This is a genomic window from Phreatobacter oligotrophus (assembly GCF_003046185.1).
GTDB lineage: Bacteria > Pseudomonadota > Alphaproteobacteria > Rhizobiales > Phreatobacteraceae > Phreatobacter > Phreatobacter oligotrophus.
Genome location: NZ_PZZL01000003.1, coordinates 515,335 through 528,805, shown reverse-complemented (window position 1 = coordinate 528,805; position 13,471 = coordinate 515,335). Strand labels below are relative to the sequence as shown.

13 protein-coding genes are annotated in these 13,471 nt (G+C 69.1%); 4 read left to right on the top strand and 9 right to left on the bottom strand.

Annotation, left to right across the window (positions count from 1 at the left end; genetic code table 11):
- The first annotated feature begins 25 nt into the window (after positions 1 to 25).
- Positions 26 to 709, top strand: coding sequence for a DsbA family protein (locus C8P69_RS09620; RefSeq protein ID WP_108176446.1), 684 nt, complete (start codon positions 26 to 28; stop codon positions 707 to 709).
- A gap of 407 nt (positions 710 to 1,116) precedes the next feature.
- On the opposite strand, the gene C8P69_RS09615 is transcribed toward C8P69_RS09620, so the two are convergent.
- The 5 genes from C8P69_RS09615 to C8P69_RS09595 form a co-directional block, all read right to left on the bottom strand.
- A complete protein-coding gene (locus C8P69_RS09615; RefSeq protein ID WP_108176444.1) occupies positions 1,117 to 1,596 on the bottom strand; it encodes a F0F1 ATP synthase subunit B family protein in 480 nt (159 codons plus the stop codon).
- Between the two features lie 10 nt (positions 1,597 to 1,606).
- A complete protein-coding gene (locus tag C8P69_RS09610) occupies positions 1,607 to 2,140 on the bottom strand; it encodes a F0F1 ATP synthase subunit B (protein WP_108176442.1) in 534 nt (177 codons plus the stop codon).
- Between the two features lie 146 nt (positions 2,141 to 2,286).
- A complete protein-coding gene (locus C8P69_RS09605; protein ID WP_106750262.1) occupies positions 2,287 to 2,514 on the bottom strand; it encodes a F0F1 ATP synthase subunit C in 228 nt (75 codons plus the stop codon).
- Positions 2,515 to 2,573: 59 nt separating this feature from the next.
- A complete protein-coding gene (locus tag C8P69_RS09600) occupies positions 2,574 to 3,323 on the bottom strand; it encodes a F0F1 ATP synthase subunit A (RefSeq protein WP_108176440.1) in 750 nt (249 codons plus the stop codon).
- A 47-nt stretch (positions 3,324 to 3,370) separates the two neighbouring features.
- Positions 3,371 to 3,694: an AtpZ/AtpI family protein gene (locus C8P69_RS09595; RefSeq protein WP_108176437.1), complete on the bottom strand. Its 324-nt coding sequence runs from the start codon at positions 3,692 to 3,694 to the stop codon at positions 3,371 to 3,373.
- Between the two features lie 355 nt (positions 3,695 to 4,049).
- Here C8P69_RS09595 and C8P69_RS09590 point away from each other — a divergent pair, with 355 nt between their 5' ends.
- A complete protein-coding gene (locus C8P69_RS09590) occupies positions 4,050 to 6,047 on the top strand; it encodes a primary-amine oxidase (protein WP_108176435.1) in 1,998 nt (665 codons plus the stop codon).
- An 11-nt stretch (positions 6,048 to 6,058) separates the two neighbouring features.
- Here the strand turns inward: C8P69_RS09590 and C8P69_RS09585 are convergent, their stop codons facing one another.
- A complete protein-coding gene (locus tag C8P69_RS09585; protein ID WP_211353812.1) occupies positions 6,059 to 6,586 on the bottom strand; it encodes a helix-turn-helix transcriptional regulator in 528 nt (175 codons plus the stop codon).
- Between the two features lie 1,034 nt (positions 6,587 to 7,620).
- Positions 7,621 to 11,076: a chromosome segregation SMC family protein gene (locus C8P69_RS09575; protein WP_108176433.1), complete on the bottom strand. Its 3,456-nt coding sequence runs from the start codon at positions 11,074 to 11,076 to the stop codon at positions 7,621 to 7,623.
- Between the two features lie 328 nt (positions 11,077 to 11,404).
- Between C8P69_RS09575 and C8P69_RS24435 the strand changes: the two genes are divergently transcribed.
- Entirely contained in the window at positions 11,405 to 11,527 is a 123-nt protein-coding gene (locus C8P69_RS24435; RefSeq protein WP_273512744.1) for a hypothetical protein, read from the top strand.
- A gap of 66 nt (positions 11,528 to 11,593) precedes the next feature.
- Here C8P69_RS24435 and C8P69_RS09570 read toward each other — a convergent pair whose 3' ends face one another.
- A complete protein-coding gene (locus tag C8P69_RS09570; protein WP_108176591.1) occupies positions 11,594 to 12,175 on the bottom strand; it encodes a L,D-transpeptidase in 582 nt (193 codons plus the stop codon).
- 305 nt (positions 12,176 to 12,480) lie between these two features.
- On the opposite strand from C8P69_RS09570, the gene C8P69_RS23835 reads away from it, so the two are divergent.
- Positions 12,481 to 12,654, top strand: coding sequence for a hypothetical protein (locus C8P69_RS23835; RefSeq protein ID WP_170118192.1), 174 nt, complete (start codon positions 12,481 to 12,483; stop codon positions 12,652 to 12,654).
- An 85-nt stretch (positions 12,655 to 12,739) separates the two neighbouring features.
- On the opposite strand, the gene C8P69_RS09565 is transcribed toward C8P69_RS23835, so the two are convergent.
- Complete coding sequence (locus tag C8P69_RS09565; protein WP_108176431.1) at positions 12,740 to 13,369, bottom strand: LysE/ArgO family amino acid transporter; 630 nt, start codon at positions 13,367 to 13,369, stop codon at positions 12,740 to 12,742.
- Positions 13,370 to 13,471: the final 102 nt, after the last annotated feature.

Sequence of the window (13,471 nt, the reverse complement as noted above, 5' to 3'; positions counted from 1 at the left end):
CACGGCCCCAGACGAGGTCCCACCCATGCTGTCCCGCCGCCATATCATCGAGGGCACCGCCGCCCTCGGCCTGGTTGCCGCCTTCCCGGGGCTCGCCCTCGCCCAGCGCCGCGCCGCCGCCGAGACCGTCGACGTCGCCCAGCTGATGCAGCCCGGCCCGCTGGGCGATGTGTCCATCGGCAAGGCCGATGCGCCGGTCACCATCGTCGAATACGCCTCGCTGACCTGCGGCCATTGCGCGACGTTCCACACGACGATCCTGCCCGAGCTGAAGAAGAAGTATGTCGAGACCGGCAAGGTCCGCCTCGTCTTCCGCGAGTTCGCGCTGAACCAGCTCGATGCCGCCGTCTACATGCTCACCCGCTGCATGCTCGGCGCCGACGGCAAGGCCGGCGAGGGCGTCGACCAGAGCCGCTATTTCGCGCTGATCGAGGTGTTCTTCCAGCAGCAGCGCACCTGGGCCTTCGGCGGCAACCCGCTCGAGGCCGTCACCGCCATCACCCGCCAGGCCGGCATGACGCAGGCGCAGTTCGAGGCCTGCCTCAACAACCAGGCGATCCTCGACGCGCTGAACACGACGCGCGAGCGGGCCTCCACCGCCTTCGGGGTAGAGTCGACGCCGACCTTCTTCATCAACGGCCGCCGCTTCCTCGGCGCCCAGCCGGCGGCGGAATTCTCCAAGGTCATCGACCCGCTGCTGCCGGCCTGAGGCCGGCGCATCTGACAATGAAGAAGCCGCCGGGCGACCGGCGGCTTTTTTGTTGGCCGTGCGCGAGACGGGTGGACTGGGAAGAGAGGCATGCTCCGCTCCCGGCCTTGGTGCTCTGCATTGCGCAAGTGCGTCCTTCGAGGCTCGCTGTCGCTCGCACCTCAGGATGAGGATCGGGGATGACTGGCAGAGAGGATGTCGCGGCGGCTGGGCGAATTGCCAGTCTCACCCTTCCTCATCCTGAGGTGCGAGCGACAGCGAGCCTCGAAGGACGCACTCGGGTTCTGCAAGGCGCTGTTCTGGCTCAGGACAGACCCCATCGCCCCCTGGCCATCAGATCCCCCAAACGAAAACCGCCGGGCAGGGCCCGGCGGTTCGGTATGGTCAGGTGCCTGAGGCCTGCAGCGTCAGTTCAGGCGCGCCTTCACCTCGGCGATGCCGGAGGCGATGAGCTTCTCGCCAGCTGCGCCCTTGGCGAGATCGGCCAGAACCGTGCCGGCGGCGGCGGTGGCGACATCGGCGGCCGCGGCGCGGACGTCCGCAATGGCCTGGGCCTCGGCCTGGGCGATCTTGGTCTCCGCCATCGCCGTGCGGCGGGCGACGAAGTCCTCGATCTTGGCCTTGCCCTCGGCGGCGAGACGCTCGGCCTCGGTCTTGGCGGCGGCGACGATGTCACGCGCCTCCTGCTCGGCGGCCAGCTGGCGCTTGCGGTACTCGGCGACGATGGCCTCGGCCTCCTCGCGCAGGCGCTTGGCCTCGGCGAGCTCGGCAGCGATGCGGTCGGCGCGCGCGTCGAGCGCGTTGAGGACCGTGGTATGGGCGCCCATCTTCCACGCAATGGCGATGAAGATGATGAGGCCGATCCAGATCGGCAGATATTCGCTCATCCCGTCCTCCTCAGCGCTTCAGGGCGGCGTCGACCGCCGCCTCGATGCGGGTGGCCTCGGCGGAGGCGCCGGCGAGGCGCTCGACGATGGCCTGGGCGGTGTCGACCGCGATGGAGCGGACATTGCCCATGGCCGTCTCGCGCGCCTTGGCGATGGTCGCCTCGGCGGTAGAGAGATCGGCCGCGAGCTTGGCCTCGAGGGTCTTGCGCTCGGCGTCGGCCTCGGCGGTGATCTTCGCCTTGGTCTCGGCCGCAATGGCCTGGGCATTGGCCCGGGCCTCGGCGAGCGACTTCTCGTAGGACGCGGTGGCAGCGTCTGCCTCCGCCTTCATCGTCTGGGCGGCGGCGAGGTCCGAGGCGATGCGGCTGGCGCGATCCTCGAGGATGCCGCCGATGCGCGGCGCGATGTGCCGCGACATCAGGTAGTAGAGCAGGCCGAAGGCGATCGCCAGCCAGAGCAGCTGCGAGCCGTAGGTTTCCACCCGGAAGGCCGGGAAACCGCCTTTGGACGGGACCTGAGTCCCAGAAGAGGTGTTCGTCGCCATTGCGGGACCCTGACGGCGCGAAACGGCCTCACGAGGAGACCGCACGCGAAAGCGATGGCCGGCCGGAGCCGGGCGGTGAACGCCGGTTCTCCCGCGCGGACCGGACCCTCAAGGGGACCGGCGCGCGGAGGAGCGTCCGCCGTGGATCAGACCACGAAGAGCAGGACGAGGGCGACGACGAGCGCGAAGATGCCGAGGCCTTCCGCGAGAGCCGCGCCGACGATGGCGTTGGTGAACTGGCCGGCGGCAGCCGACGGGTTGCGCAGGGCGCCGGCAACGAAGTTGCCGAAGATGTTGCCCACGCCCATGGCGGCGAGGCCCATGCCGAGGCAGGCGAGACCAGCGCCGAGGAACTTGGCTGCAACCGGATCCATTTTGAACTCCTGTGAGGTGTTGGGAGCGAAAGAGTGCTTAGCGGCCTGCCGTCACCGGATCAGTGATGGCCAGGATGGAGGGCGTCGTTGAGGTAGATGCAGGTCAGGATGGTGAAGACATAGGCCTGCAGGACAGCGACGAGCAGTTCGAGCGCGGTGAGCGCGGTGATCATCAGCACGGGGAGCGTCGCGCCCAGCATGCCGAGGACCCCGGCGCCCGCCATGGCGGTGACGAAGCCGGCGAAGACCTTCAGCGCGATATGGCCGGCGGTCATGTTGCCGAAGAGACGAAGCGACAGCGAGATCGGCCGCGAGATGAAGGAGATGACCTCGATCACCACGATCACCGGAAGGATCGCCTTGGGCAGGCCCGAGGGCGCGAAGAGCGCGAACCAGTGGGTGCCGTGCTTCATGATGCCGTAGACGATCACGGTGGTGATCACCAGCATGGCGAGGGCGGCGGTGACGATGATGTGGCTGGTCACCGTGAAGGCGCCGGGGATCATGCCGATCAGGTTGCCGAACAGCACGAACATGAACAGCGAGAAGACCAGCGGGAAGAACTTCATGCCTTCCTTGCCTGTCGTCTGCCTCACCGTTCCCGCGACGAACTCATAGGCGAGCTCGGCCATGGACTGCATGCGGGTCGGCACCAGGCGGCGGCCGGTGGTCGAGAGGAGCAGGAAGGCCGCGGTCACGCCGACCGCGATGAACATGTGCAGCGAGGAGTTGGTGAAACCGAAATCGGCCCCGCCGATCTTGAGCGGGACGAGGTGGACGAGCTCGAACTGTTTGATCGGATCGGCCATCGCCGGTCTGCTCCCACGCGATCTTCTAGTCGGACCGGACCGGCCGTTCAGCCGCCCCGCTGGGCCCGCTGTGCCGACTTGACGAGGTTGTAGACACCCGTCGCGAAGCCCAGCAGGAGAAACACGATAAGACCCCAGGGTCGCGTTCCGGCGAACCGGTCCACGAGCCAGCCGATCATGGCGCCGGCGATGACGCCGGACACGAAATCGGCCGAGAAGCGGAAGAGCTTCACCAGCCCGGACGGTTCCTGAGCCGTCCGGCCGTCGGGCGCTGCTCCCGTGGATCGGTCGCGATCAAGTTCCGCGAGCTTCGATTCAAGGGCGCGCCGCCGCGCGTCGAGGTCGGATTCTGGGGGAGACTGACCCGTCATCGCACCGTCGCTCCACTTCCTGGCGCCTCGCCACGGCCATGACGGCCGGCGCCTCGCCTGAAATCAACGACGGAAGGACGCCGAACGGCCACCCCCCGAAAACCGGGCACACCTATAGTGATGCGGCCAAATCGTGTCAAGGACACTGACACATGAATTAAAGCATTGATCTGCAATATGTTTTTGGCGTCTTCGTCGAAGGTCCGAGCAGCCGTGCGACATCGCGTGCGCAGTGCGGCATGTCCCGGCAGTCCTTGAGCTTTCGCCTGCCGGACGGGCGGCTGCTGCCCGAAAAGCTTGCTTGCGGTGGATGGCGGCCCCCCGGACACTGGCCCTGCCCCACCGGAACACCGCCATGTCCGCCTCCCCGTCGTCCTCGTCCCCCGCTGCCACGCCCCGCCATCCGCTCGATCCGCTGACGCTCGAGGAGATCGCCGCGGCCCGCGCGATCCTTCTCTCGGCGAAGGCGCTCCCCGACACGACCCGCTTTCCCACCCTGCAGCTGGACGAGCCGGGCAAGGCCGAAATCGCCGCCTGGTCGCCGGGCATGCCGATGCGCCGCCGCGCCTTCGCCGTGACCCTCGACACCGCCACGGGGGCCGTCCACGAGGCGCTGATCGACGTCACCGGCGGCACCGTCCTCACCTTCACCGCCCGCGACACCCAGACGGCTCCTTACGGCCAGCCGCCGGTGATCATCGAGGAGTTCTTCAAGGCCGGCGACATCGTCAAGGCCGATCCCGGCTGGCGCCGTGCCATGACCCGGCGCGGCCTCAGCGAGGCCGAGATCGAGCTCGTCCAGGTCGACCCCTTCTCGGCCGGCTATTTCGGCCGCGAGGCCGAGATCGGCCGTCGCCTCGTCAGCGCGGTGAGCTACTGGCGCGCGGCGCCGGAAGACAACGGCTATGCCTCGCCGATCGAAGGCGTCGTCGCGCTGGTCGATCTCATCGAGAACCGCGTCGTCCATCTGGTCGACGAGGATCCGATCATCCCTATCCCGCGCAAGCGGCGGAACTACGACCGCGCCTCGCTGCCCGCCCCGCGCAGCGACGTGAAGCCCCTGAACATCGTCCAGCCGGAGGGGCCAAGCTTCACGGTCGATGGCTGGAAGGTGACCTGGCAGGGATGGTCCTTCCGCGTCGGCTTCACCGCCCGCGAAGGGCTGGTGCTCCACCAGCTCGGCATCACCGACAAGGGGCGTTTCCGCTCCATCGTCCACCGCGCCAGCGTGACGGAAATGGTGGTGCCCTATGCCGACCCGACGGCGAACCATTTCTGGAAGAGCGCCTTCGATGCCGGCGAATATGGCCTCGGCAAGCTCGCCAACGCGCTGGAGCTCGGCTGCGACTGCCTCGGCCTCATCCACTATTTCGACGTCCCCATGGCGGACGATGCCGGCAACCCCATGGTGATGCCCAACGCGGTCTGCATGCACGAGGAGGATTACGGCCTCCTGTGGAAGCATTACGAGATGCGCACCGGGGTGTTCGAGGCCCGGCGCTCGCGCCGCCTCGTCATCTCGTTCTTCGCCACGGTGGGGAACTACGACTACGGCTTCTACTGGTACCTCTACCAGGACGGCACGATCCAGCTGGAGGCCAAGCTCACCGGCATCATCCAGACCGCGGCGGTGGCGCCCGGCGCCGCCTACCCTTGGGGCGGCATGGTGGACGAGGGCCTCGGCGGGCCGACCCACCAGCACTTCTTCAACGTCCGCCTGCACATGGCGGTGGATGGCGAGGGCAATTCGGTCACCGAGCACGAGTTCGTCCCCCGGCCCTGGGGCACCGACAACCCCCATGGCAATGTGTTCGACACCACGACGCGGCTGCTTCAGAACGAGCGGGACGCCGCCCGCGAGGCGGATGGGCGGACCGGCCGCTACTGGAAGATCATCAATCCCAATGTCGCCAATTCGGTCGGCAAGCCCACCGGCTACAAGCTGGTGGTGCAGCCGAGCCCGCTGATGCTGGCGCAGGAGGGCTCGACAGTGGCGGAGCGCGGCGGCTTTGCCCGCAAGCATGTCTGGGTGACGCCCTTCGACCCCGCGGAGAAATATGCCAGCGGCGACTATCCGAACCAGCATGCCGGCGGCGATGGCCTGCCGCGCTATATCCGGCAGGGGCGGAGTATCGAGAACACGGACCTGGTGGTCTGGCACTCCTTCGGCCACACCCATGTGTGCAAGCCCGAGGATTTCCCTGTGATGCCGATGGAATATGCCGGCTTCATGCTGAAGCCCAACGGGTTCTTCTCGGAGAACATCGCCATGGACCTGCCGGCGGAGAAGAACCACGCCAGCGTGCAGAATGGCGCGGGCGGCGGTGAGGGAGGCGGGTGCTGTTGCGGGTGAGACGGTGCGGCTTACGCCGTCTCGGGCTGCTTCACGCGCTCACGCAGACCGCCCGCCGTCGGCACCCGTCCACGGTCAATGTCCTGGTTCGCCGCCTTGATGACCGAGGCCTCGTGAGCCTTGCCGGCATCGACCTTCTTTCGGCTGACAAGCCAGCGGGCGACCGTCGCCCAGTCCCAGAGCGGGCTGTCCGAGGTGACGCGGGCGATCGGCGGCGGAAAGCCCTTGCCCCGCTGGCCCTTGGCGTACTGGGTCATGGCGGCGCGGGACAGGCCGGTCCGCTCGGCAATGTCCGCGAGACTGACGAGCGGATCCGGCTCGACACGGTCAACGCTGGCGCCTGTCGCGGCGACATCGCGCACGGCAGATGCGATGGCCTCTTCGAGCGTCGCGGCGTCGCGGGCGAAATCGACGATGATGTGGCCCTTCTGGAAGGACACGGTCGCGTCATCGCAGCCGCCGTCATAGAAGCGCTGCTCGAAATCGGCCGCCTGCGGATCGAGGCCGGACGCGATGATGGTGAACTCATGAATCGCCATTGTCGCCCTCCTCCTTGTGGGGGCACCGATCCAGTGCGCGAATGATCTGCTTTGCATGTGTGTCGGCGTCGCGAGGGGTTCCGTTCACGCCCACCTGGCAGCCATTGCGGTCCGCCTGCGGGCAGAACAGCCGGCCCCAGTGACCCATCTTCCGGAAGGTCCACCCTCGTGGCCTCTGCTTCTGCGACAGCAGCCTCAACCTCCTTGTCGGGATGCCGCGACCTAGACACGACCTTGGCCGCTATACATGTCTGCGTTAACAGATGTCAACACTCGCAGTTCCTTATGCACAACCAAGGGTAAACGCTGGATGAACGGAATCCGGCGCAGGCACGCCACCGGCGTGGCTGACCGAACCGGCGGCCAGCCCACCATTTCGCGTTCAGGTTGTGCGTGTCAATGCTCTCGGATGTGTCAGGCGCATGGCGCCCGTGGGAGTGTTGCCCGTCATGGGCAGCAGTCCGGAGAGTGCCCGATCCATAGCCCAGGAGCGTGACGCTGTCAAGGACTTTGGTCCTATTCGAGGCTCCGCGGCTTGGAGGCTGCCACCACCCTCTCCGTCATGGCCGGGCTTGCCGGGGCCATCCACGACTTGACCACTGGCCCATCAGAATTCGTGGATACCCGGCACAAGGCCGGGCATGACGGTGGCGATCCATGAGTCCGGCCGACAAAGCGGAGGATGGCATGATCCGAGTGCGTCCTTCGAGGCTCGCTTCGCTCGCACCTCAGGATGAGGAGGGTGGCGGATTGCAGGACGGCAAAGGCAGCCAACCGACCGGACAGCGGTCTTGCCGGTCACTCCGGTCCTCATCCTGAGGTGCGAGCGAAGCGAGCCTCGAAGGACGCACTTGCGGTCTGCAGCGCTCCAGGCGGCAAGGCACCCGCTATTTCCGTCATGGCCGGGCTTGTCCCGGCCATCCACGACTTGACCACTGGCCCATCAGAATTCGTGGATGCCCGGCACAAGGCCGGGCATGACGTGTGGAGGTTCCGGAGAAATTCCGGACAGGCTCAAGCCGTGAGGAAGCACCTCACTCCGCGGCGATGAGCTGCTCGGCGCGCCCCAGATCCACGCTGACCAGCGTCGAGACACCGCGCTCGGCCATGGTCACCCCGAAGAGCCGATCCATGCGGCTCATGGTGATGGGGTTGTGGGTGATGACCACGAAGCGGGTGTCCGTGGTCCGCGCCATGTCATCGAGCAGGTCGCAGTAGCGCTCGACATTGGCGTCATCGAGCGGCGCGTCGACCTCGTCCAGCACGCAGATCGGTGCGGGATTGGTGAGGAAGACCGCGAAGATGAGCGCGATAGCGGTCAGCGCCTGCTCGCCGCCGGAAAGCAGCGACAGAGTCTGCGGCTTCTTGCCCGGCGGACGGGCGAGGATGTCGAGGCCGGCCTCCAGCGGATCGTCGGATTCAACGAGCTGCAGCTCGGCCGTGCCGCCACCGAACAGGGTGGTGAAGAGGCGCTGGAAGTTCTCGTTGACGGTGGCGAAGGAGGCGAGCAGGCGCTCGCGGCCCTCGCGGTTCAGCGAGCCGATGCCGCCGCGCAGCTTCTTGATGGCCTCGACCAGGTCGTCGCGCTCGCGGACCATGCCGTCGAACTGCGCCTGGACCTCGGTCAGCTCCTCGTCGGCGCGCAGGTTGACGCCGCCGAGCCGCTCGCGTTCGCGGCGCAGGCCGTCCAGCTGGTCCTCGACGCGGCGGGCATCGGGCAGGGCTGCCTCCGGACCGAGGCCGGCGAGGCGGGTGAGCGCCGGCGGATCGGTCTCGAACTTCTCGGCGATCTCGGCGCCGATCTCGCGGAGGCGGCCGCGGGCCGATTCGAGCCTGGCCTCGGCGCGGGCGAAAGCCTCGCGGGCGCCGGTCATGGCCTCCAGCGCGGCGCGGGCGGCGCGGTCGGCATTGGCGAGCGCGGTCTCGCCGGCGGCGAGGGCGTCGGCCGCGGCGCGCTGGGTGGCCTCGGCCTCCTGGATGCGGGCGATGAGCTCGCGGCGCTGGACGAGGAAGGTGTCGGGCGCCTCGGAGAGGGCCTTGGCCTCCGCCCGGGCCTCGGCGAGGCGCTGGTCGAGGGCGGCGATCTGCCGGCCGGCATTGGCCTGGCGCTCGATCCACTGGGCGCGGTCGCGGGCCAGCTCGCCGCGGCGGCGGGTGCGCATCTCGGCTTCGCGGGTCAGCCCCTGGGCCTCGCCGCGGGCCTCGGCGAGGGTGGCGCGGGCCTGGGCCACCTCGGCGCGAATCTCGGCGAGCGCCGCCTCGAGCTGGGCGGTCTGGCCGAGGCCGTCGAGGGCGGTCAGCGCATCGGCCTTGACCGCGACGGCCTCGTCGATGCTGGCCTTGAGGCGCGAGCGCGCCTCGACGAGAGCCGCGAGGCGGGTGACGACGCCGGCTGCGGCGCGCTCGACGCCGGCGAGCTGGTCGCGCAGGCCATCGACGCGGCGCTGGGCGGCGCGCCAGCCGTCGCGGGCGGCGATCTCGCGGGCCGCGGCGGCCTTGACCACGCCGACGGCGACCTCGGCAAGCGCCTTGAGATCGTTGACCTGGGCGCGGGAGGCGACCAGGTCCTTCTCGAGATCGCCGAGGCGGTTGCGCTCGGCAAGGCGGCGCGCGGCGGCGGTCGGGGCATTGGCGGCGACGACGAAGCCGTCCCAGCGCCAGAGGTCGCCTTCGCGGGAGACGAGGCGCTGGCCGGGCTTCAGCAGGGCGGCAAGGCGCGGGCCGTCAGCCTTGGCGACGAGGCCGATCTGGGCGAGGCGGCGGGCAAGCTCGGCCGGGGCGGTGACATGGGCGGCCAGCGGCTCGACGCCCTCGGGCAGGGCCGGGTCGCCGGCGGCATCGGCGCCACCCCAGCGCTGCGGCGAGGCGGAGGCGGTCGGGACGTCAAGGTCGTCGCCGAGCGCCGCGCCGAGGGCGGTCTCGAAGCCCTTGGCGACGCGGATCGCCTCCAGGACCGGCGGCCACTTGGAGGCATGGGAGACGTTCAGCACCTTGGCGAGGGTGCGCACCTCGGTGTCGAGGCGCTGGACGGTGCGCTCGGCATCGGCGAGCGGGCGGCGAGCCTCGCCCTCCTGCGACCGGGCACCGGCATGGGCCTGCTCGGCGGCTACCGCCTCGGCTTCCGCCGCGACGAGGGCGGTGGCGGCGGCGTCGAGTTCGGCCTTTAGGGCGGCGAGCCGCGCGGCATGGTCGGACCCGGCCTCCAGCTTCGCCGTCTCGGCATCGATCTCGGCGAGCTGGCCCTCGAGCCGCATCAGCCGCTCGCCGGCATCGCGGATGGTGCGCTCCAACTGGTTGCGGCGGGCGGTGATTTCGGCGAGGGCCGAGGTCGCCTCGGAGAAGGATTTCTCGGAGACCGCGAGAGCCGCCTCGGCGGCGGTGACGCGGGCCGCGGCGGCGGCTTCGGCGGCCTTGGCGCCCTCGGCGGCGGCGGCAAGCTCGGCTTCCTCGGCAGCGAGGCGGGCGATGACGCCGTCGGCATCGGCGCCGAGCGCCTTCTCGCGGGCAATGTCGCCGTCGAGCTGGGCGATGCGGCGGTCGAGCTCGGCGATGCGCTCGCGGGCACGCTTTTCCTCGCCCTCGAGCTGGTCGCGGGCGACGACGAGCCGGTGCAGCGCCGCGCCTGCCTTGGCCGCCTCGTCGCGCAAGGATGGCAGGACGTGGGCGGCAACCGCCTGGTCCTTGGCCGCCTCGGCCTGGGCGGTGGTGCGGGTGGCGACGAGGCGCGTCTCCTCCTCGACGAGGCGCTCGGCCTCGCGGACGAGATCGCCGGCCTCGCGGAACTTGAGATAGGCGAGCGTCGCCTCGGCCTTGCGGATGTCGGCGGAGAGGCCGCGATAGCGCACGGCCTGGCGCGCCTGCCGCTTCAGGCCGTCGAGCTGCGTCTCGATCTGGGTGAGAACGGTCTCCAGACGGTCGAGATTGGTCTCGGCCGCCTTCAGCCGCGTCTCGGCCTCGTGGCGGCGGGCGTGCAGGCCGGCAATACCGGCGGCCTCCTCAAGGATGCGGCGGCGGGCCTGAGGCTTGGCGGAGATGATCTCGCCGATCTGGCCCTGGCGGACGAGGGCCGGCGAGCGGGCGCCGGTCGAGGCATCGGCAAAGAGCAGCTGGACGTCGCGGGCCCGGACCTCGCGGCCATTGACCTTGTAGACGGAGCCCGCCTCGCGCTCGATGCGGCGCGAGACCTCCAGCACGTCGTGATCGTTGAACTGGGCGGGGGCGAGGCGGCGGCCATTGTCGACCGTCAGCATGACCTCGGCGGTGTTGCGCGCCGGGCGGTTGCCGGAGCCGGAGAAGATGACGTCGTCCATCCCCGAGGCGCGCATGTTCTTGAACGAGTTCTCGCCCATGACCCAGCGCAGGGCCTCGACGAGATTCGACTTGCCGCACCCGTTCGGCCCGACGACGCCGGTGAGACCCGGCTCGATCAGGAAATCGGTGGGTTCGACGAAGGTCTTGAACCCGTGGATGCGCAGACGGGAGAATTTCATCGCGCGGCGAAGCCCCTTGCGGGATGGAGGACTGACCCTGCCACGAAACGCGGCCCACCGCCATATGTAGCGGTCGATATGAGGGGTGACCTCAATATCTTGGTGCCAACAGCTTCGCGGGCGGGGCATCACCGGGCAAGCGCCGCGGCCGGCTTGTGCACAGAAAGCGGCCGCTTATCCCCCGGGCCGAGGGGCTGCGGACAGTGCAGCGCACCCAGCGACGTTGCATCGCACGTCAACACACTACGGCCATGAGCCGGCTTGGTGTACAAGAAGGAGCGGAATCAGACGGCCGGGACGCCACGAAGCCCGCCCGAAGGAGGAAACCATGAGTGCCAAACCGCAACCGGTGCCGCCCAAGGGTGTCCGGCTGGAAGATCGCTACGGCCAGGTTGGCCTGAAGGCGGTGGCCGGGGCGATCAAGCCCACGAAGGCCCAGAAGGCCGGCTGACAAAGCCCCCCAAACGACAACGGCGGCCCAAGGGCCGCCGTCGTGCTTTCAAGCCCTGGCTGCGCCTCAGCGCACGATGACCTTGGTGCCCACGCCGACCCGATTGTAGAGGTCGATCGCGTGCTCGTTGTGCATGCGGATGCAGCCCGAGGACACGGCCTCGCCGATCTGCAGCGGCGAGTTGGTGCCGTGGATGCGATAGAGCGTGTCGCGGCCGTTCTGGTAGAGATAGAGCGCGCGCGAGCCCATCGGGTTCTGCGGACCACCCTCCATGAAGGCGGGCAGGGTCGGCCAGCGGCGGCGCATCTCGGCCGGCGGGGTCCAGGTAGGCCACTCGGCCTTGCGCTGGATGGTGGCGGTGCCGGTCCAGCCGAAAGCCTCGTTGCCGACGGCGACCTGGTAACGGATGGCGGTGCCGTTCGGCTCCACCAGGAAAAGGTGCTTGGTCGAGGTCTCGACGATGATGGTGCCCGGGGCCTCGGTGGTGCGATAGGGCACGCGCAGCGGCATGCGCCAGTAATCCATCTCCACCTGCGGCGCCTGCGCCATGAGCGTGCGGTCACGCTCGGAGATGGGCTGGGTCTGCGAAACGGTGTTGTTGCAGCCGGCAAGCGCCAGACCCAGAACTGCGAGTACGCCCCAACGCATCATTCGACCCCTCTAATGGCGTCCGCGCGGCGATTGGCAAGGCAACGCGGTTTGTGACCAGTCGTGTCAAGCTTGTGGCGAAGGGTTGGCGCTAGGTCAACGCATTGGCGCGGGGAAATTCGCGGAAAGCCGCAAAACTGTTGCATCCGTGCCATGCGCATGACCCGTCGCGTCACCTGCGGCACGCACCTTCCGCCGCCACGATCGCTTCACGATCCCATCGCAAGGGCGCCGCGATGCGCGCCTAGGGTCTGTCCTCGTCCGGACCGGCCCATGCACCCGCGTCCGGCGAATGGAGATCGACGATGAAAACCGCCACGGCGGCCCCCCTTGTTCCGCGTCAACCGGCCCGCGAGCCCCTAGAGGCCCGCTACGGCGCCATCGGCATCTCGGCGGTCGCCGCCGCCGCGCCTTTCACCGCTGCCCGCAAGGGTGCGCCACGTCCCCGGACGCTGGCTGAACCGGTCTCCATGGACTGAGGGTTTTCCGGCTCTGCCGGGCTTTCAGACCTCCCGCATGCCTCTCCTGAACACCTTGGGCCGGTCCTCGTGACCGGCCCTTTTTTCAGGTGGCAAGCCAGCTGCGCAGCAGCGACAGCGCGATGGCGGCCATGACCAGGGCGATGAGCCCGTCGAGCACGCGCCACGCCACCGGCCGCGCGAAGAGCGGGGCGAGGAGCCTTGCCCCGAAGCCGAGGCTATAGAACCACAGGACCGAGGCGCTCATCGCCCCCAGCGCGAAGGCGAGGCGATCGCTCCCGGCAAAGCCGCCCGACAGGCTGCCGACCAGCACCACCGTGTCGAGATAGACATGCGGGTTGAGAAAGGTGAAGGCGAGGGTCGCGGCAATGGTGCGGCCGAGGTCACCATCGGCGGGCTCCGCCGCCTCCAGCGTGCCGGGGCTGAGCGCCCTTCGCGCCGCGCGGACCGCATAGACCGCGAGGAAGGCGGCGCCGCCGAGGGTCGCGACGGCGAGGAGAACCGGCGAGGCGCTGACCAGCGTGCCAAGGCCGGCGACGCCGGCGGCGATGAGGGCGGCATCCGAGAGGGCGCAGATGGTCGTGACCACCAGGACATGGCGGCGCTGGAGGCCCTGCCGGAGAACGAAAGCGTTCTGCGCGCCAATGGCGACGATGAGGCCGAGGCCGAGGAGGAAGCCGGTCAGGGCGGCGGAGCCGGAGGACGCAGACAGCATGTCCTCGCCTAGCCGGGACCGGGCGGCGCGACAAGCCGATCGCAGGCGCCACCGTCACGGTCATGTCATGATTGGGACGCACGTGGTTTCACAGCCTTGCAA